Raw genomic sequence first — 18,396 nt, 5'->3', positions numbered from 1 at the left:
CATGAAATTCCGTTGACATGACGCGTTCAACCTCTCTGGTATTCTGCTCCGTCCCGCCCAAACGCCCCTGCCCGTCGTCGTCGATGCCAGTACCTGACCCGGCCCTGCCGCCCTCCCGTGCCGAGCGCCTCAAACGCGCTACTCATCAAACGCACGAGCGGCTGGACCAGCGCATCATGGCGGAACGGATCTTCGACAGCCGCGAGCGGTTTGCTGCGTTCCTGCGGGTCCAGCATCGCCTGCACCGGCACGTCGCCGGGGTCTATGCGCACGCGTCCCTGCACGCGGTGCTGCCTGACCTGCCTGCGCGCCAACGCCTGGCTGCCATCGAGCAGGATCTGGCCGATCTTGGCGTGCCCGCCCCCGCCCCGCTGCATCCGCCGTTGCGCGATGTGCCGTTCGCTGCAGCACTGGGTTGGCTGTACGTGGTGGAGGGCTCTGCCCTGGGCGGCGCGGTGCTGTACAAGATGGCCGCACGCCTGGGCCTGGATTCCGGCTTCGGCGCCCGCCATCTGGCACCTGCCGCAGAGGGCGTCGCCGCGCATTGGCGTCACTTCACGCTGGCCTTGAACGCCATCCGCCTCACCGCCGAAGAAGAGCAGTGCGTGGAAGACGGTGCCATCGCCGCGTTCGCCGCGGTCACGGGATTTGTCCTCCACGAGTTCGCCGTTGCAGAGGAATTTGCATGAACGACGTACCCCCTGCTGCACTGGACCTGTCGAGCTGCGCCCGCGAGCCGATCCATACCCCCGGTGCCATCCAGCCATACGGTCTGCTGCTGATCGTTGACCCGGTGTCGATGCACGTGGTCGAGCGCGCGATGACCCAGCCGGCGGTGCTGGAATTTTTTGGCGATCCCCTGGACCAGCCGGTCGATGCCGTGCTGGGCGGCGCGCTGGCGCCGTATCGACGCCATCTTGAACATATGGCGCCGGGTGGGTCGGTGTTCCTGGGCTCCATCCAGCTGGGCCGCTTTGGTCGCCACCATGCACTGGCGCACCGCAGTGATACGCATTTCATCATCGAACTTGAAGAGCCGGTGGCCGGCGAGCCGGGGTCGCTGGAAGACCTCTACCCGCAGATCAGCCGCTTCATGAGCGAGATCGAGACTGCGGTCAGTATCGTCGAGCTGTGCGGGATCGGCGCGCGACACGTGCGGGAACTCACCCGCTTCGATCGCACCTTGATCTACCAGTTCGACACGGACTGGAACGGTGCGGTAGTGGCCGAGGACCGCAACGAACAGCTGCCGTCCTACCTGGACCTGCGCTTCCCCGAATCGGATATCCCCGCGCAGGCCCGCGAGCTGTACCGTCGCAACCGCGTGCGACTGATCGCCGACAGTGACTATCAGCCGGTGCCGCTGCTGCGCAGCCCCGCGCATGCCGATGCGGCACCGACCGACCTCAGCCTGGCGATGCTGCGCAGTGTGTCACCGGTGCACCTGCAGTACATGCGCAACATGGGCACGGGCGCGTCGATGTCGGTGTCGCTGTTGACCGAGGGCACCCTGTGGGGCCTGGTGTCGTGCCACAACCACGTCGCCAAGCGCGTGCCGTACCACGTGCGTACGGCGTGCGAGTTCATTGGTCAGATCCTGTCGATGCAGATCGCGCTGAAGGACCGCGGTGCGGTGGTGGAAGCGCGCATCGCGCGTCGGGCGATCCAGATGCGTCTGCTGGGCCGCATGGCCGGCGATGAAGACTTCATGGCGGCGCTTGGCCGCGACGAACACAGCCTGCTGGCCCTGACCAACGCCCAGGGTGCGGCCATCATCCACCGGGGGCAGTGCGTGCGGCTGGGCGACTGCCCGGCAGAGGAGCAGGTCACCGCACTGGTGGCGTGGCTGACCGCCGAACACGCGGGCGACGATGTCTTCCAGACGGATATGCTGCCGGCCCTGTGGGAGCCAGCGCGCGGGTTCGCTGCCGTCGCCAGCGGGGTCATGGCCATCTCCATCTCGCAGTTGCATGACAGCTTCGTGCTGTGGTTCCGCCCGGAAGTCATGCGCACCGTGCGCTGGGGCGGTGAGCCGAAGAAGCAGCAGGTCGGTGACTCGTTGACGCCCCGCCTGTCCTTCGAGGCGTGGAAGGAAACCGTGCGCGAGCAGTCGTTGCCTTGGCAGGATGTCGATCGCGATGCGGCGCTGGAGCTGCGCACCGCCATCGTCGACATCGTGCTCCGCAAAGCGGAAGAAATGGCCGAGCTCAACGAGCAGCTGGTACGCAGCAACAAGGAACTCGAAGCCTTTTCCTATTCGGTCAGCCACGACCTGCGCGCGCCGTTCCGGCATATCGTGGGGTATTCCGAGCTGCTCGGCAGTTCGGCGGCGGACAAGCTGGACGACACCGAACGGCGCTATCTGGACACCATCATCGAGTCGGCCAAATCCGCCGGCACCCTGGTGGATGACCTGCTCAGCTTCTCGCAGATGGGCCGCTCCAGCATGGGCCTGATCGACGTGGACGTGGCCTCGCTGGTGAACGACGTGCGCCGCAGCCTGGCCATGGAACACGACGGCCGCAGCCTGGACTGGGAGATCGGCACGCTGCCGCGAGTCAAGGCCGATTCAAGCATGCTGCGCCTGGTGTGGCAGAACCTGCTGGGCAATGCGATCAAATTCACCCGCGACCGCGAGACCGCCGTCATCCAGGTCGGCAGTCAGCGCGGTAGTGGGGAAGATGTCTTCTTCGTGCGTGACAATGGCTGCGGTTTCGACATGCGCTACGTGGACAAACTGTTCGGTGTGTTCCAGCGCCTGCACCACGCCGATGAATACGAAGGCACGGGCATCGGGCTGGCCAACGTGAACCGCATCATCACTCGCCATGGCGGGCGTGTCTGGGCCGAAGGTGAGCTCGACAAGGGCGCAACGTTCTATTTCTCCATTCCCCATTCCCAAAGAGGCCAAGCATGAGGGACCTGCGACCGATCCTGCTCGTGGAAGACAACGCGAAGGACGCCGAGCTGACCTTGAACGCGCTGGAGCGCTGCCAGCTGCTGAACCAGGTCACGCATGTGCGTGACGGGGCGGAGGCGCTGGATTACCTGCGCCGCGAAGGGAATTACCAAGATGCCAACCATGGCGGCCCGGTGGTGGTACTGCTGGACCTGAAGCTGCCGAAGGTGGACGGACTGGAAGTACTGGCCGCCGTCCGCGGTGACCCGCACCTGAGCCGCACGCCGATCGTCATGCTGACCTCGTCACGCGAGGAGCAGGACCTGGTGCGGAGCTACGAGCTGGGCGTCAATGCCTTCGTGGTCAAGCCGGTCGACTTCAAGGAGTTCTTCGATGCCATCCAGGGACTGGGCATGTTCTGGGGCATCACCAACAATCCCCCGCCGCATCCGCTGACCGCATCCGGGCAAGGCCGAACGAATGACTGAACCCCGCCGGGATGCGCCGACCCGCATCCTCATGCTGGAAGACAGCGCGCTCGATGCCGAACTGATCACGGCGCAGCTTTCGCGCGCGCGCCTGAACTTTACGGTGCAGCGTGTCTGGACCCGCGCCGCGTTCCTGGCGGAGCTGGATGACCAGCGCTACGACATCATCCTTGCCGATCATGTGCTGCCCGGCTTCGACGGGGACAGCGCACTGCAGCTTACCCAGGAGCTGATGCCGCGCATTCCCTTCATCTTCGTCTCGGGTACGTTGACCGAAGAGCTGGCGGTGCAGGCATTGACCCGCGGTGCCCGCGACTACGTGGTCAAGCAGCGCCTGCAGCGGCTGCCCGACGCCATCATCCGCGCCATCGAAGAGGGCCATGCGCGCTTCAAGCTGCTCAGCGCAGAGCATGAGCTCAAGCAGAGCCGCGACCGGCTGCAGCTGATCACGGACTCGATGCCGGCGCTGATCGCGCACCTGGATCCGGACCATCGCTACCAGTTCGCCAATACCGCGTACGAAGCCTGGCACGGACGTCCGCCAGCCGAATTGATTGGCCTGCAAGTGAAGGAAGTCGTCGGCTCGGCGCTGTTCGATGCCGCCCTGCCCCACCTGCAACAGGTGCTGGAAGGCCAGCGGGTCCGGTTTGAACTGGAAGTGCCGCGCGCCGACGGGACACCACGGCACGTGTTGCTGGACGGCGTGCCGGAGATCAGCGCGGATGGCCACGTTGCGGGGTACTACACGCTGGGTCGCGACATCAGCGACCTGAAGCAGGCCGAGCTGCTGCTGCGCGACGCGAACGAATCGCTGGAGCAGCAGGTGCAGCAGCGTACCGCCGACCTGCAGCAGAGCGAAAGCAGGCTGCAGGCCTTGTTCGAATCAAGTTTCCAGCTGCAGAACCTGCTCGACACCGACGGACGTGTGGTGGACGCGAACCGCGCCTCGCTGGCCGCCATCCTGTCCAGCAAGGACGCGGTGAGCGGTGAGCTGTTCTGCGATTCGGCGTGGTTCGCGGCATCCCCGGGAGCCGGCGACGTGGTCTGCGCTGCGGTGGTTGCAGCGGCGAGCGGCAATGAATCGCGGCATGAGCTTGAGCTGCAGTTGCCGACCGGCAAGCGGTCGTTTGATTTTTCGTTCCGGCCGCTGCTGGACCATCACGGGCGGATCACCGCCGTGGTGTCCGAAGCGGTGGAAACCACGGCACGCCGCCAGGCCGAAGAAGCCCTGCGCCAGAGCCAGAAGATCGAAGCGGTAGGCCAGCTGACCGGTGGCATCGCGCACGACTTCAACAACATCCTGACGGTGATCGCCGGCAACGTGGAACACGCCAAGCTGCTGGTGGATCGTCAGTCCGAGGCCAGCAACCCGGTAGCTCGTCCACTCGACAATGCGCTGAAGGGCGTGATGCGTGCGGCCAGCCTGACCCAGCGCCTGCTCGCGTTTGCACGTCGGCAGCCGCTGATGAACCAGGCAGTCAACCTCAACGAGCAGGTGCTCGGCATGCAGGACATGCTGCAGCGCGCCCTGGGGGAACTGGTCCGCCTGCAGATCGATGTCGCCCCGGACATGTGGTGCGTCGAAGTGGATCCGAGCCAGTTGGAAGCATCGATCCTCAATCTGGCGGTCAATGCGCGCGATGCGATGCCCGACGGGGAACGCTGGTGCTGGAGACCGGTACCGGCGTGCTGGACGACGATTTCGTCGAACAGAACCCGGACGTGCCGCCCGGGCAATATGCGGTGCTGCGGGTGCGTGACAGTGGACACGGCATGGGGCCGGACACCATGGCGCGCGTGTTCGAGCCGTTCTTCACCACCAAGGAGGTCGGTCGCGGCACGGGCTTGGGGCTGTCGATGGTGTACGGCTTCGTCAAGCAGTCCGGCGGTCATGTGCAGTTGGAGTCGGTGCCTGGCGAGGGGACGGTGATCACCCTGCTGTTCCCGCGTTCCAGCCTGCCGCTCCCGGGCCCGCGTCCAGCGGAAGACAGTGGCTACGCGGAATACGAATCGCAGGATGAGACGATCCTGGTCGCCGAAGACAACGATGATGTGCGTGCCTATACCGTGGATGCACTGCGCCAACTTGGCTACCGTGTGCTGGAAGCACACGATGGGCCGTCCGCGATTCGACTGTTGGAGCGGCCGGACGTGGAAATCGACCTGCTGTTTTCAGACATCGTGATGCCCGGCATGACCGGTTGGGAGCTGGCCAGGCAGTCGCGCGAGCGGAAGCCGGAGCTGCGCATCCTGTTCACCTCGGGCTACCCGCGCGACCATCAAGCCAACAACCAGCTCGGGCGGCCCATCGCCATCCTGCCCAAGCCGTTCACCCGCATCGATCTGGCCCGCGCGGTCCGCGGCAACCTGGACGAGCACGCGCCCCGCTGACGGGTCCGTGCCGCTGCCGGGCGGACGGCACCTGACCTCGACGGTACCTGCCCCTCGGATGGTACCTGCCCCCGGTAGAGCCGACTTCAGTCGGCTGCAGACGCGTCGACGATCAAACCTGCCGATACTCCGCGTTTACCCCCAACGTTGCCACCCTCTTCGCCCCCTGCACGGGGCACAACGACAACGTGCCGTTGATGCAACGCCTGCCATGCTGACCTCCCTTTCCTCCTGACAGGCACACCGCTTGGCTCCCGACACCGCTCCTCCCGTGCAGCGCACGACTGCCCGCACACTCCGCCGCTGGCTGCTGCGCCTGTTCTGGCTCATCGCGCTGGTCGTGCTGGGTGGGATGTTCTGGAACAGCCGCTGGGCCGAGGTGCCGCGTGCGATGTGGGAGATATCACGGATGCCGCCACCCACGGCACTTCCGGTACCCGTGGAAGGTGTCGCCGCGCGGCGGATCGCCGACACGTTCGGTGCGCCGCGCGGCGCGGACCGCACCCATGCAGGCATCGATATTTTTGCGTCGCGCGGCACGGCCGTGCGCAGTGCCACGCGCGGTATCGTTACCGATGTGCGCGAAAGCGGCTTGGGCGGACGCCAGGTCTGGGTGCAGGGGCCGGCGCGCGAACGTTATTACTACGCCCATCTGGAGGGCTGGCGCGACGGGCTGGCGCGGGGTGAGGTGGTCGAGCCGGGTACGGTCCTGGGCTACGTGGGCGATACCGGCAACGCCAAGGGGACGCCCCCTCATCTGCACTGGGGTATCTACGGTGCCGACGGCGCTTACGATCCGTTGCCGTTGCTGCGCGCCGGTGCGGAGGGGACCGCGGCGGGTTCAGCGGCAGCCGACTGAAGTCGGCTCTACCAGGCGGGTTTACGATGCGACCGACAGGGTGATGTGAAGCGGAGGTCGGGGTCCGGGCACGCGGCCTCCACCGGCGGTGCGGGAAGGTGTCGGCTGGAACGCCATCCACCGACAGCTCCTTCCATGCTGATGCAGGACACCCCATGAACCCCTTTGCGCCCCCTGTTGCCTTCGATCCGTCCGTTGAACAGCCTGAGAAGGACGAAGCCGAGCATATCGCCGCGCTGTCCGAGGTGTTCACCGGCATGGCGCGCACCGTCGCCGATGAAGAGGGCCACGCCCATCGCGCCGTGCATGCCAAGGGTCAGGGCTTGTTGAAAGGTGAATTTCAGGTCTTCGAGGGCTTGCCTCCCGAGCTCGCGCAGGGCCTGTTTGCCATCCCTGCGCGGCATCCCGCGCTGATGCGCCTCTCGTCCCTCCCGCCGAACAGCTTCCGGACACCGTCTCCACCCCGCGTGCCGTCGCGGTGAAGGTGCTGGAGGTCGCAGGCGAGCGTCTACCGGGCGACGAAGAGCAGCACACCCAGGATTTCCTGATGGTCAACGGGCCTGCATTCAGCACGCCGGGCGTAGCTGGTTTCCTGCGTGCGGCGCGTCTGCTGGCGTCGACCACGGAGCGCATGCCGCGCACCAAACGGGTGATCTCGGCGACGCTGCGCGCGGCGGAGGCGGCGTTGGAAGCCGTCGGCACGGAGAGTGCCACCCTCAAGTCGATGGGCGGCGAACCCCAGCATCATCCGTTGGGCGAAACCTTCTTCAGTCAGGTGCCATATCGCTACGGCGCCTGCATCGCCAAGTTTTCCTTGGCGCCGCTGTCTGGCTCGCTGCTTGCGCTGAAGGATCAGTCGCTCACGGGCAATGAAGATGCCCAGCGCGACGCCGTCGTGGCGTTCTTCGCCACCCTGGAGGAGCCCGCGGTGTGGGCACTACGGGTCCAGCTGTGCCGCGATCTGGAACGCATGCCGGTAGAGGACGCGTCAGTGGCGTGGCCGGAAGAAGAAAGTCCCTGGCAGGAGGTCGCGCATCTCATCATGCCGCGCCAGGCCGCCTGGCAGGAGGGCGAATCACAGGCCGCAGAGGATGCGCTCGCCTTCGCGCCGTGGCATGCCCTCGCCGCGCACCAGCCACTGGGCAGCATCAACCGTGCCCGGCGCGTGGTGATGGCCGGCTCACGGCGCTTCCGCAGTGACTTCAACCGCTGCCCCATTCACGAGCCGCGCTCGTGAATCGCGCCGCCGGTTCACCCGATGACCACCCCGTGCGCGCCATGCTGGGGGCGTCGGCGGTGTCCGACCCTGCTCCCCTGAGCCATGTCTGCATCAGCCAAAGAGGAACTGTCCTGCATGAATACCCCTTCCGAATTCGCGCTCAGCCGGCGCGACCTGCTGAAACTGGGCGCGGGCTCGGCGTCCGTGATCGCGATACCCACGGCCATGGCTGACGTCCCCGGCGCACGTGAGCCGGCCCGCGCACCGGTCGTCGAAAAAGTGAACTTCCGCGTCAATGGCAAGAAGCAGTCGCTGCAGCTGGACACGCGCGTGACCCTGCTTGATGCGCTACGCGAGCACCTTCAGCTGACGGGCACCAAGAAGGGCTGCGACCACGGACAATGCGGTGCCTGCACCGTCATCGTGGATGGGCGGCGGATCAACGCCTGCCTGACGCTGGCCGTGATGCACGAAGGGGCCGAGATCACCACCATCGAAGGGCTGGGATCACCGGATGACCTGCACCCCATGCAGGCGGCCTTCGTTAAGCATGATGGCTACCAGTGTGGTTATTGCACCCCCGGCCAGATCTGTTCGGCCGTGTCGGTGCTGCAGGAAATCAAGGACGGCATTCCCAGCCATGTGACGGGCGACCTGCAGGCAGGCGCAACGCTCAGTGCCGAAGAAATCCGCGAACGCATGAGCGGCAACATCTGCCGCTGTGGCGCCTATTCCAACATCGTGGACGCGATCGAAGACGTGGGAGGCAAGCGCGCATGAGAGCCTTTACCTACGAACGCGCCCGCACGCCGGCCGAAGCGGCGGCTGCTGCTGCACGTACCCACGGCGCGCGCTTCATCGCTGGTGGCACCAACCTGCTGGATCTCATGAAGCTCGAAATCGAGATCCCGACCCATCTGATCGATGTGAATGGCCTGAAGCTGGACACCATCGAGGCAACCGACGACGGCGGCGTACGCATCGGCGCCCTTGTCCGCAATACCGACCTGGCGGCTGATGCGCGCATCCGTCGTGACTATGCGCTGTTGACACGCGCACTCGTTGCCGGTGCCTCCGGCCAGCTGCGCAACAAGGCAACGACCGCAGGCAACCTGCTGCAACGGACCCGCTGCCCGTATTTCTATGACACCGCCCAGCCCTGCAACAAGCGCCTTCCCGGCAGCGGCTGTGCGGCCATCGGCGGTGTCAGTCGGCAGTTGGCGGTCATCGGCACCAGCACGGCCTGCATCGCGACCCATCCCAGTGACATGGCGGTGGCGATGATGCTGCTGGCGGCCGTGGTGGAGACCGTGCGGCCCGACGGCAGCACGCGGCAGATTGCGCTGGACACGTTCTATCGCGCACCGGGCAGTACCCCGCATATCGAAACCCTGCTCGAGAAGGGCGAACTGATTGCCGCCGTCAGGTTGCCTGCGCCGCTGGGTGGCACGCATCTGTATCGCAAGGTGCGCGACCGCGCGTCCTATGCCTTCGCATTGGTGTCTGTCGCGGCGGTGATCCAGGCCGACGGCAGTGGCCGTGTTGCGCTGGGCGGTGTCGCCTACAAGCCGTGGCGCAGTGACGCAGCCGACGCCCTGCTGCCGCATGGCGCGCAGGCCGTGATCGGTGCGCTGCTCCAGGGTGCGGCGCCGACACCGGAGAACCAGTTCAAGGTCCAGTTGGCGCAGCGCACGCTGGCGTCGGTATTGATGCAGGCGAGGAGCTGATCCATGAAATTCGACACCCCTGCGGGACGCAATCCCATCGACCAGATGAAGGTGGTCGGCAAGCCGCTGGACCGTATCGACGGTCCGCTGAAGACCACCGGTCACGCGAAATATGCCTACGAGTGGCATGAGGCCGTGCCCTCGCCCGCTTATGGCTACGTGGTCGGTGCTGGCATCGCCAAGGGCCGCGTGACCTCGATGGAGCTTGACGCGGCGCGTCGCTCACCGGGCGTGCTGGCCATCGTCACCGCCGACAATGCGGGCACCCTGCACAAGGCGGGACGCAATGCGGCTGCGCTGCTCGGCGGCCCTGAGGTGGCGCACTACCATCAGGCGCTGGCGCTGGTCGTGGCGGAAACCTTCGAGCAGGCACGCGCGGCCGCTGACCTGGTGCGTATCCGCTACGCACCCGCGAAGGGCGTGTTCGACCTCGATGCCGCGAAGGCGGCCGGTGGGCCACTGCAGGACACCGATCCAGACGCGCGCGTGGGCAGTTTCGAAAAAGCGTTCGGCGAAGCGCCGGTGACGCTGGATGCCACGTACCACACGCCGGATCAGTCCCACGCCATGATGGAGCCGCATGCATCGCTGGCCGCGTGGGAGGGTGACCAGCTGACGGTGTGGACGTCCAACCAGATGATCGAGTGGGGCAAGAAGGACTTGGCCAAGACGCTCGGCGTGCCCGAGGACAAGGTCCGGTTGATCTCGCCGTACATCGGCGGCGGCTTCGGCGGCAAGCTGTTCATCCGCTCCGACGTGGTGCTCGCCGCACTGGGTGCACGGGCGGCCAAGCGCCCGGTGAAACTGGCGCTGTCGCGGCCGTTGATCGCCAACAACACGACCCATCGCCCCGCCACCATCCAGCGCATCCGCCTGGGGGCCACCGCAGAGGGCACGCTCACCGCGATCGGGCATGAGTCCTGGTCGGGCAACCTGCCGGGCGGCTCGCCGGAAGAGGCGATCCAGCAGACCAAGTTCCTGTACGCCGGTGCGAACCGCTTGGCCGGCCTGCGATTGCATACGATGGACTTGCCGGAAGGCAACGCGATGCGCGCGCCCGGCGAAACGCCCGGCCTGATGGCGCTGGAAATCGCCATGGATGAGATGGCGGAGAAGCTCAAGCTGGACCCGGTGGAGTTCCGCATCCGCAACGACACGCAGGTGGATCCCTCCGATCCGAAGCGTCCGTTCTCCCAGCGTCAACTGGTGCAGTGCCTGCGTGATGGTGCTCAGCGCTTCGGCTGGGACAAGCGGTCCGCCGTTCCCGCGCAGCAGCGCGATGGGCGCTGGCTGGTCGGCATGGGGGTCGCTGCAGGCTTCCGCAACAATCTGGTGATGAAATCCGGTGCCCGCATCCGCCTGGATGACAAAGGCCACGTCACCGTCGAAACGGACATGACGGATATCGGTACGGGCAGCTATACGATCCTGGGCCAGACGGCCGCTGAAATGCTCGGCGTGTCGCTCGATCAGGTGACGGTGAAACTCGGCGACTCGAGTTTCCCTGCATCGGCCGGGTCGGGTGGCCAGTGGGGCGCGAACAGTGCGACGGCAGGCGTATTCGCGGCCTGCACCAAGCTGCGCGAAACCGTGGCGGCGCGATTGGGCTTCTCCGCCGATACCGCCACCTTCGACGATGGCACGGTACGCGATGGCACGCGTTCGGCACCGCTGGGCAAGGCCGCAGCCGACGGTGAACTGGTGGTGGAGGACTTCATCGAGTTCGACAAACTGCAGGAGCAATACCAGCAGTCGACGTTCGCCGCGCACTTCGTCGAGGTGGGCGTTGACATGGCCACCGGTGAAAGTCGCATCCGTCGCATGCTGGCCGTGTGCGCGGCCGGCCGCATCCTCAACCCGAAAACGGCGCGCAGCCAGGTCATCGGTGCGATGACGATGGGCATCGGCGCGGCGCTTTCAGAGGAGCTTGCCGTGGATACGCGCCTGGGCTTCTTCGTCAACCACGACCTGGCCGGCTACGAAGTGCCGGTGCACGCCGACGTGCCACACCAGGAGGTCGTGTTCCTGGACGAGGCAGACGCCGTGTCGTCGCCGATGAAGGCAAAGGGCGTGGGCGAGCTGGGCCTGTGCGGGGTGAGCGCGGCGGTCGCCAATGCGATCTACAACGCGACAGGGGTGCGCGTCCGCGACTACCCGGTCACCTTGGACAAGCTGCTGCCGGGCCTGCCGGATATCGCGTGACCCTGCCCTTCAATGAAACGGTGATGGAGGTGCACGACGCCGGGCTGCCGCAGGTGCTGGAGGCGTGCATCGGCGCGCTCGGCACCGGCGAACCGGCGGCCATCGCGGTGGTGCTGGAAACGCTGGGCTCGACCTACGCGCGTGCCGGCACGGTCGTGTTGTTCGCCCAGGATCAGCACGTGGGTTGGTTGAGCGGTGGCTGCCTGGAGCCGGAGATTGAACGCTGCGCGCTGCAGGCCGCGTCCGAGGGGCGCATCGACTGGATGGAGATCGACACCCGCGATGACGCCGCGCTGTTCAGCGGCAACGCCGTCGGTTGCCGGGGCTGCCAGCGCATCGCGCTGATTCCGCTGGGTGCGTTGCCGGGGTGCACGCCCGTGCTCCAGGCCTGGTTGGATGGGGCCGGCGCGCTGCGGCTGGCACTCGATGCGTCTGGGGGTGTCAGACTGGCCTGCGACACGCAGTGCAGCGAGGCACGTCTGCCAGTGCAGGCGGTGCCGTGGTCTGCCGAGCAGACCCGTTGGAATCTGCAGTGGGCGCCCCCGCCACGGGTTCTGCTGCTGGGTGCAGGGCCCGAGGCAACGCCTTTGGTTCCTGCGCTGCGCGGTCTCGGATGGCGGGTAACCGTCAACGACCCGCGTGTCGCATGGCGTGAGCGCTGCGCGCTGGCGGTGGCCTCGGACGGAGTCGAGGCGGCGCTGGCCGAAGGCGGTCCGTTCGATGCGGTGCTGGTCATGCACCATAACTTCGAACTGGACCTGCAGGCCTTGCACGCCCTTGCTGCAACGCAGGTATCCTTCGTGGGCCTGCTGGGTCCTGCACGGCGTCGCGATGACCTGTTCACGCTGCTTCCGCCAGCTGCCGTCGAGGCCTTGGCGGGCCGCCTGCGTTCGCCGATTGGTCTGGATCTGGGCGGTCGCGGACCCCATGCGATCGCGTTGAGTATTGCCGCCCAACTCCAAGCATGGCGCCACGCGTCCGCGTTGCCCGTTTCATGACGACGCGTGCACCTGCCCACGCGGTCGTGGTGTTGGCCGCCGGCGGCAGCACGCGTCTCGGCCAGCCCAAGCAGTGGCTGTGCCGCGATGGAGAAACCCTGTTGCACCGCGCTGTGCGCCTGGCGACTGAGACGGCGCCGGACGCGGTGTGGGTCGTGGTCGCTGAGGCGAGCGAGGCCACATCGCAGGCGCTGGCGGACCTCCGCTGCACGCAGCTGGTCAACACGAGTCCCACTGCGGACATGGCTGACAGCCTGCGTACGGCAGCCGATGCGGTGCGGGCAGTTCCGCAGGTGCTGGTGATGCTCTGCGATCAGCCGGCGCTGACGCGGGGGCACCTGCGGGCATTGCTGGACGGTGCACGCGGGTCCGCCTCTGGCTGCGCTGCAACGTTGCTGCACGGGCTGGCCGCCGTCCCGGCCGTGGTGCCGGGACACTGGTTCGACGCGGTGCCCTCTGGCACGGGCCGCGGTGGATTCCGTCAGCGGCTGCGCGCGCTTCCGCGCGAGACGGTGTTTCTGCTGCCCAGCACGGAACTGGAGTTGGATATCGACACACCGGACGACCTGCGCGCCGCGCGCCAGCAGGGGCTGATCGACGCCAAGGGTTGAGGCGTACCCGGCATCACGCACGACACCGATCCGGTAGCGCCGAGCCACGCTCGGCGAGCGCAGCGGCGCCTTCGTCACCCCGCACGTGGCCGGCATTCCGCCGAGCACGGCTCGGCGCTACCCGGTGTCGCACGGTGATGGATTCCGCCGGTGGCCGGCGTTGCCGGGGCCGCGGGGCGTTATGGGACGGTAGCGCCGAGCCACGCTCGGCGAGCGCAGCGGCGCCTTTCGTCCTCCCGCACGTGGCCGGCATTCCGCCGAGCACGGCTCGGCGCTACCCGGTGTCGCACGGTGATGGATTCCGCCGATGGCCCGCGTTGCCGGGGCCGCGGGGCGTTGTGGAAACGGTAGCGCCGAGCCACGCTCGGCGAGCGCAGCGGCGCCTTTCGTCCTCCCGCACGTGGCCGGCATTCCGCCGAGCACGGCTCGGCGCTACCCGGTGTCGCACGGTGACGGATTCCGCCGGTGGCCGGCGTTGCCGGGGCCGCGGGGCGTTGTCGGAACGGTAGCGCCGAGCCACGCTCGGCGAGCGCAGCGGCGCCTTTCGTCACCCCGCACATGGCCGGGATTCCGCCGAGCACGGCTCGGCGCTACCCGGTGTCGCACGGTGATGGCTTCCGCCGGTGGCCGGCGTAGCGGGGGCCGCGGGGCGGTGTGGATCCGGTAGCGCCGAGCCACGCTCGGCGAGCGCAGCGGCGCCTTTCGTCCTCCCGCACATGGCCGGGATTCCGCCGAGCACGGCTCGGCGCTACCGGTGTCGCACGGTGACGGATTCCGCCGGTGGCCGGCGTTGCCGGGGCCGCGGGGCGTTATGAGAACGGTATCGCCGAGCCACGCTCGGCAAGCGCAGCGGCGCCTTCGTCCGGGACCTTACTCTGCCCGGGTCATCGAATACGGGGCGTCGGCGTCCTGCCCTGGCCATGCGGTGTTAGGCTCGGCCTGCATCACGAAACGCAGCTCGCCGCCTGCCAGGATCTCATCGTGGCGCAGGAATGCTCGCTGCAGCGGCTTCCCGTTGAGCGTGACGGAACCGACGTAGGCGTGTCCGGCCTTCAGCCCATCGGCGACGATGCGGAACGTCTTGCCGTTCGGCAGATGCAACGCCGCCTTCGGCAGGAACGGCCGGCCGATGATGTACTCGCCACTGCCCGGTGCCACCGGATAGAAGCCCAACGCCGTGAACAGGTACCACGCCGACATCTGTCCCAGGTCATCGTTGCCGGCCAGCCCGTCGGGACGATCGGCGTACTGCGTGTCCATGATCTGCTTCAGGCGTGCCTGCGTGCGCCAGGGCTGCCCCGCGTGGGCGTACAGGTAAGCCACGTGATGGCTGGGTTCGTTGCCGTGTGCATACCAGCCGATGAGACCGGTGATGTCCTCCATGTGCTCGAACACCGACGGATCCACCTTCGCCTCGAACACCTGGTCCAGCCGGGCCAGCAGGGCATCGGCCCCGCCGTGAGCGTCGGCCAGACCCCGCACGTCCTGCGGCACATACCAGGAGTACTGCCATGCATTGCCCTCGGTGTAGTCGGTGCCGTAACCGCTGGCCGATGGATCAAACGGCATACGGAAGCTGCCGTCGCGCTTGCGCGCACGCATGAAGCCCGTCTCCGCATCGAACGCATGTTTCCAGTTGCCGGCGCGCTTGTTGAAGGTCGCGGCCACGTCGCTGCGGCCCATCGCCTCCGCCATGCGGGCGATGGTCCAGTCGTCGTAGGCATATTCCAGCGTCTTGCTGGCCGCCTCGCCTTCTTCGTCGATCGGCACCCACCCCAGCTCACGATACTGCGCGATGCCATCGTAGGGGCCGTGGTTGGCGGTCGCGACCATCGCATCCAGCGCCTTGTCCGCATCGAAGCCACGGATGCCCTTCAGGTACGCGTCGGCGATCACCGGGACCGCGTGGTAGCCGATCATGCACCAGGTCTCCTGGCCATGGAACGACCACACCGGCAGCATGCTGTAGGGGCTGTGCTGCTGGTGGGCCAGCAACGAATTGATGAAGTCGCTGTTGCGCTGCTCCGGCTGCACCAGGGTCAGCAGCGGATGCAGGGCGCGGTAGGTATCCCACAACGAGAACGTCGAATGGTGGCGGAAGCCTTCAGCGCGATGCACGGCATTGTCGGGGCCGCGGTACTGCCCATCCACATCCATCGACAATGTCGGGCCCAGCAGCGAGTGGTACAGCGCCGTGTAGGCACTGCGCTGGTCGGCGCGCGGTGCGTCGATGTCCAGGACGCCCAGCGCGTCGGTCCACTTCTTTTTGGCCTCGGCGCGCACGCGGTCGAAATCGTAATCCGGTACCTCCGCATCCAGGTTGGCGATCGCGCCGGCCTCACTGACCGAAGAAATCGCGACCTTCACCACCAGCGGGCCCTGAAGCGTGCCGAAGTCGAAGCTGGCCACCAGCTGCCGTCCTTCGATCTGCGCCCGCTGCAACGGCGACCCGTGGCCCGGCGGCGGAAACCCCTTGTAGGCGATGTCCGTTTCCGTATTGTGCAGCGCATGCGCCTGCAGGGGCCGCGAGAAACGCAGGGCGAAGTACAGCTGCCGACCCGGCGCCCAGCCCCGCGTTTCGCGGAAGCCGGTCACGGTGCCGTCGTCGCGCACCCGCAGACGCGACCACAGGATCTTGCCGGGGTAGTCGTACAGGCTGGTGCGAAGGTCCAACAGCACCTTCGCTTCATCGCCCTTGGCGAATGCGTACCGGTGCACACCGACGCGCTCGCTGGTGGTCAGTTCGGCGCGTACGCGATAGTCGTCCAAGGTGACGGCGTAGTAGCCGGGCTCGGCTTTTTCGTCGTCGTGCGTGAAGCGGGAGGCATAGCCACTACGCGGTTTCTCCGGATCGCCCCGCTCCAGGCCCGGATCACCGGTGTACGGCATCAACAGCACGTCGCCCAGATCGGAATGCCCGGAGCCCGAGAAATGCGTGTGCGAGAAGCCGACGATGCTGGTGTCGTCATGGCGGTAGCCAGCAGCCCAGTCATAGGCCTTCTCGCGGGGCTGGATGCGGGTATCCGGACTCAATTGCACCATGCCGAACGGCACCGTGGCGCCGGGGTAGGTGTGACCCTCACCCGCCGTGCCGATGAACGGGTCCACCGCGGCGAACGCGCGCTCCCCGATCATGGCTGCGCTGGTGAGGCTTGAGCCGGTGGCCAGGCAGATGCCCGCAGCCCAGGCCACCCAGTGACGCGTCACGCTGATTCCCATGGTCGGCATTTAGATCGATTCAGGAGAGTCGATCCTAGCATCACGAAAGCACGCCAGCATGTTGCAGTGCCGCGCCTGAGCGCGACATGCCAACCTCAACGCGCCAGCGTTGCCGCCAAGGCGTCGAGATCATCCGCGACAGCGGGACGCACTACCCGGCCTACTTCCTGCCCATCGCGCAGCAGGATCAACGTCGGCCACAGCTTTACGCTGAAGGAGCGACCCAGTGGCCGCCCCTTCCCATCTTCCACCCACTGGTGCGGCACGCCGTGCTGCTGCACAAGCGCTGCGACCAGCGGCTTGGCCAGCTGGCAATGCCCGCACCAGGTCGCGCCGAACTCCAGCAGCAGCCAGCCGCTGCCCGCATCAATCTGCTCGCGGGACGGTTCGCTGGCCATCGCGGGGTCAGGCGCGGTCTGCATGCTGTCAGCTCAGTGCGCGCTGGATGTCTTCCAGCGGTGCGTTGGTGAAGTCCTTCGCCAGGTCGAGTACGAGTCGCGACTGCACTTCTTTGTGCAGCTGCGGACGGATACGTCCCAGCGTCTGCGGGTCGGCGATCAGTACCAGGTGCGCATAGCGGTTGTTCAACGCATCATCGTTGAGCTGCTCGGCCAACTGCTTGGCAAAGGTTGCTTCGTTGAGCTGCGAGATGGTCATGTCTTTCGGCACCGCGCCCGACGGGCCCTGCCCGGATACGCCGGCATCACTGACATCACGCAGCACCAGCTCATCCTGCTGCTTGAGCTTCAACTCCGTCTTGCTGCCGACGTTGGTGAACACGCGCGCAGAACCGCCGTCGGCCACGACGATCAGGGTACCTTCGGGAATGGGGGTGTGCTCGGTCATGGCGTGTGCTCCGCTTGAGGTGATCAGGAAAGTAGTCACCACCGTAGAGACACGGATGTAAGCATCCTGCGTGCCCGGTGTGTGCGTACCGTGCATTTCCCACCCTCAGCAGGCAGCGAAACGTGACGGGATGTCGCGCAGCGCGTGCACTTCAAGCGTGGGCGTCGCACTGCCGTCGTTCGGCAGGCGTGCGGGATTGAACCAGCAGCTGTCGATGCCGTAACGGTTCGCGCCCAGCACATCCGCCTCCAGGCGGTCACCGATGATGACCGTCTGCGACTTCACGAACCGGCGCGCCATCGCGGTGCTGAAGGCGAAGAAGCGTTCATCCGGCTTGGCATGACCACAGGCCTCGGACGTGGCAACGAAACTAATGCGATCTGCGAGGCCGGATACGGCGATGCGCCGCGACTGCACCTGCTCGATGCCGTTGGTGATGATGCCGATCTCGCCCTGCGCGGCCAAGGCATCGCACAGCGCACGTGCGCCTTCGATCAGGACCACCGTCTGCGGCAGCCAGTCCAGATAGGAATCACTTGCCCTGCGCGGATCGGCATCGATGCCATGCAGCGCGAACAGCCTGCGGAAGCGCTCGACCTTCAGCACATCCTTGCTGATCTCACCTTGTTCCAGCGCGGTCCACAGACCCCGGTTTATCCCCTGGTAGTCCGCGAACACCGCGTCTGCCGTATCGGGCACACCCAGGCTGGCGAGCATGCGCTTGAAAGAAAGCCGCTCCGAGGCCCTGAAATCCAGCAGCGTGTCATCCAGATCGAGCAGGAACAGGCGGTATTTCATGCGGTGCAGCGTGGTTCGTGGGAGCTGCAGGCTAGCACCCCGATGCGCGGGGTGCACAGGGCACCACCTACCACCGGGATGCCGCCGACGCTGTCAGATTTGCCCCTTGCTGGACGAGGACGCGCTCGTATCTGCTGTG

Annotated in this window: 15 protein-coding genes and 1 pseudogene; 12 read left to right on the top strand and 4 right to left on the bottom strand. The window is 66.6% G+C overall.

Going from position 1 to position 18,396, the window contains the following annotated elements:
• The first annotated feature begins 83 nt into the window (after positions 1 to 83).
• From ICJ04_RS09005 to ICJ04_RS08955, 12 genes and pseudogenes are all read left to right on the top strand, one after another.
• Positions 84 to 689, top strand: a complete 606-nt coding sequence (locus tag ICJ04_RS09005; protein ID WP_188323963.1) for a biliverdin-producing heme oxygenase — start codon at positions 84 to 86, stop codon at positions 687 to 689.
• Entirely contained in the window at positions 686 to 2,917 is a 2,232-nt protein-coding gene (locus ICJ04_RS09000) for an ATP-binding protein (RefSeq protein ID WP_188323962.1), read from the top strand. Before ICJ04_RS09005 ends, ICJ04_RS09000 begins: the two co-directional genes overlap by 4 nt.
• Positions 2,914 to 3,387, top strand: coding sequence for a response regulator (locus ICJ04_RS08995; RefSeq protein ID WP_188323961.1), 474 nt, complete (start codon positions 2,914 to 2,916; stop codon positions 3,385 to 3,387). Before ICJ04_RS09000 ends, ICJ04_RS08995 begins: the two co-directional genes overlap by 4 nt.
• Positions 3,380 to 5,778, top strand: a pseudogene (locus ICJ04_RS08990) (PAS domain-containing protein). Before ICJ04_RS08995 ends, ICJ04_RS08990 begins: the two are co-directional and overlap by 8 nt.
• A gap of 352 nt (positions 5,779 to 6,130) precedes the next feature.
• The gene (locus ICJ04_RS08985; RefSeq protein WP_188327262.1) at positions 6,131 to 6,637 is read left to right on the top strand and encodes a M23 family metallopeptidase; all 507 of its coding nucleotides are present in this window, start codon (positions 6,131 to 6,133) and stop codon (positions 6,635 to 6,637) included.
• Positions 6,638 to 6,792: 155 nt separating this feature from the next.
• Entirely contained in the window at positions 6,793 to 7,119 is a 327-nt protein-coding gene (locus ICJ04_RS18310) for a hypothetical protein (RefSeq protein ID WP_223202830.1), read from the top strand.
• The gene (locus ICJ04_RS08980) at positions 7,116 to 7,874 is read left to right on the top strand and encodes a hypothetical protein (protein WP_223202829.1); all 759 of its coding nucleotides are present in this window, start codon (positions 7,116 to 7,118) and stop codon (positions 7,872 to 7,874) included. The genes ICJ04_RS18310 and ICJ04_RS08980 overlap by 4 nt, the downstream gene beginning before the upstream one ends.
• Positions 7,875 to 7,991: 117 nt before the next feature.
• Positions 7,992 to 8,636, top strand: a complete 645-nt coding sequence (gene paoA, locus ICJ04_RS08975) for an aldehyde dehydrogenase iron-sulfur subunit PaoA (protein WP_188323960.1) — start codon at positions 7,992 to 7,994, stop codon at positions 8,634 to 8,636.
• Entirely contained in the window at positions 8,633 to 9,583 is a 951-nt protein-coding gene (locus tag ICJ04_RS08970; protein WP_188323959.1) for a xanthine dehydrogenase family protein subunit M, read from the top strand. Before paoA ends, ICJ04_RS08970 begins: the two co-directional genes overlap by 4 nt.
• 3 nt (positions 9,584 to 9,586) lie before the next feature.
• On the top strand, positions 9,587 to 11,785 hold the full coding sequence (gene paoC, locus ICJ04_RS08965) for an aldehyde oxidoreductase molybdenum-binding subunit PaoC (protein ID WP_188323958.1): 2,199 nt from the start codon (positions 9,587 to 9,589) through the stop codon (positions 11,783 to 11,785).
• The gene (locus ICJ04_RS08960; protein ID WP_223202828.1) at positions 11,782 to 12,783 is read left to right on the top strand and encodes an XdhC/CoxI family protein; all 1,002 of its coding nucleotides are present in this window, start codon (positions 11,782 to 11,784) and stop codon (positions 12,781 to 12,783) included. The genes paoC and ICJ04_RS08960 overlap by 4 nt, the downstream gene beginning before the upstream one ends.
• Positions 12,780 to 13,394, top strand: coding sequence for a nucleotidyltransferase family protein (locus tag ICJ04_RS08955; protein WP_188323957.1), 615 nt, complete (start codon positions 12,780 to 12,782; stop codon positions 13,392 to 13,394). The genes ICJ04_RS08960 and ICJ04_RS08955 overlap by 4 nt, the downstream gene beginning before the upstream one ends.
• Positions 13,395 to 14,264: 870 nt before the next feature.
• Here the strand turns inward: ICJ04_RS08955 and ICJ04_RS08950 are convergent.
• From ICJ04_RS08950 to ICJ04_RS08935, 4 genes are all read right to left on the bottom strand, one after another.
• Positions 14,265 to 16,622: a GH92 family glycosyl hydrolase gene (locus ICJ04_RS08950; RefSeq protein ID WP_188327140.1), complete on the bottom strand. Its 2,358-nt coding sequence runs from the start codon at positions 16,620 to 16,622 to the stop codon at positions 14,265 to 14,267.
• An 86-nt stretch (positions 16,623 to 16,708) separates the two neighbouring features.
• Positions 16,709 to 17,035, bottom strand: coding sequence for a thioredoxin family protein (locus ICJ04_RS08945; protein ID WP_188327139.1), 327 nt, complete (start codon positions 17,033 to 17,035; stop codon positions 16,709 to 16,711).
• A 4-nt stretch (positions 17,036 to 17,039) separates the two neighbouring features.
• The gene (locus tag ICJ04_RS08940) at positions 17,040 to 17,459 is read right to left on the bottom strand and encodes a host attachment family protein (protein WP_188327138.1); all 420 of its coding nucleotides are present in this window, start codon (positions 17,457 to 17,459) and stop codon (positions 17,040 to 17,042) included.
• 105 nt (positions 17,460 to 17,564) lie between these two features.
• Positions 17,565 to 18,257 carry a YjjG family noncanonical pyrimidine nucleotidase gene (locus ICJ04_RS08935; protein ID WP_188327137.1) on the bottom strand — a complete coding sequence of 231 codons (693 nt, stop codon included), beginning with the start codon at positions 18,255 to 18,257 and terminating at the stop codon, positions 17,565 to 17,567.
• Positions 18,258 to 18,396: the final 139 nt, after the last annotated feature.

Source organism: Stenotrophomonas sp. 169 (assembly GCF_014621775.1).
Classification (GTDB): domain Bacteria; phylum Pseudomonadota; class Gammaproteobacteria; order Xanthomonadales; family Xanthomonadaceae; genus Stenotrophomonas.
The sequence above is the reverse complement of the archived record's forward strand: the minus strand, read 5'-3'. Positions and strand labels throughout refer to the sequence as shown.

Coding starts and splice junctions, on each gene's coding strand:
- ICJ04_RS09005 (WP_188323963.1), top strand. CDS start 84: ATGCCAGTACCTGACCCGGCCCTGCCGCCCTCCCGTGCCGAGCGCCTC.
- ICJ04_RS09000 (WP_188323962.1), top strand. CDS start 686: ATGAACGACGTACCCCCTGCTGCACTGGACCTGTCGAGCTGCGCCCGC.
- ICJ04_RS08995 (WP_188323961.1), top strand. CDS start 2,914: ATGAGGGACCTGCGACCGATCCTGCTCGTGGAAGACAACGCGAAGGAC.
- ICJ04_RS08985 (WP_188327262.1), top strand. CDS start 6,131: ATGTTCTGGAACAGCCGCTGGGCCGAGGTGCCGCGTGCGATGTGGGAG.
- ICJ04_RS18310 (WP_223202830.1), top strand. CDS start 6,793: ATGAACCCCTTTGCGCCCCCTGTTGCCTTCGATCCGTCCGTTGAACAG.
- paoA (WP_188323960.1), top strand. CDS start 7,992: ATGAATACCCCTTCCGAATTCGCGCTCAGCCGGCGCGACCTGCTGAAA.
- ICJ04_RS08970 (WP_188323959.1), top strand. CDS start 8,633: ATGAGAGCCTTTACCTACGAACGCGCCCGCACGCCGGCCGAAGCGGCG.
- paoC (WP_188323958.1), top strand. CDS start 9,587: ATGAAATTCGACACCCCTGCGGGACGCAATCCCATCGACCAGATGAAG.
- ICJ04_RS08955 (WP_188323957.1), top strand. CDS start 12,780: ATGACGACGCGTGCACCTGCCCACGCGGTCGTGGTGTTGGCCGCCGGC.
- ICJ04_RS08950 (WP_188327140.1), bottom strand. CDS start 16,622: ATGCCGACCATGGGAATCAGCGTGACGCGTCACTGGGTGGCCTGGGCT.
- ICJ04_RS08945 (WP_188327139.1), bottom strand. CDS start 17,035: ATGCAGACCGCGCCTGACCCCGCGATGGCCAGCGAACCGTCCCGCGAG.
- ICJ04_RS08940 (WP_188327138.1), bottom strand. CDS start 17,459: ATGACCGAGCACACCCCCATTCCCGAAGGTACCCTGATCGTCGTGGCC.
- ICJ04_RS08935 (WP_188327137.1), bottom strand. CDS start 18,257: ATGAAATACCGCCTGTTCCTGCTCGATCTGGATGACACGCTGCTGGAT.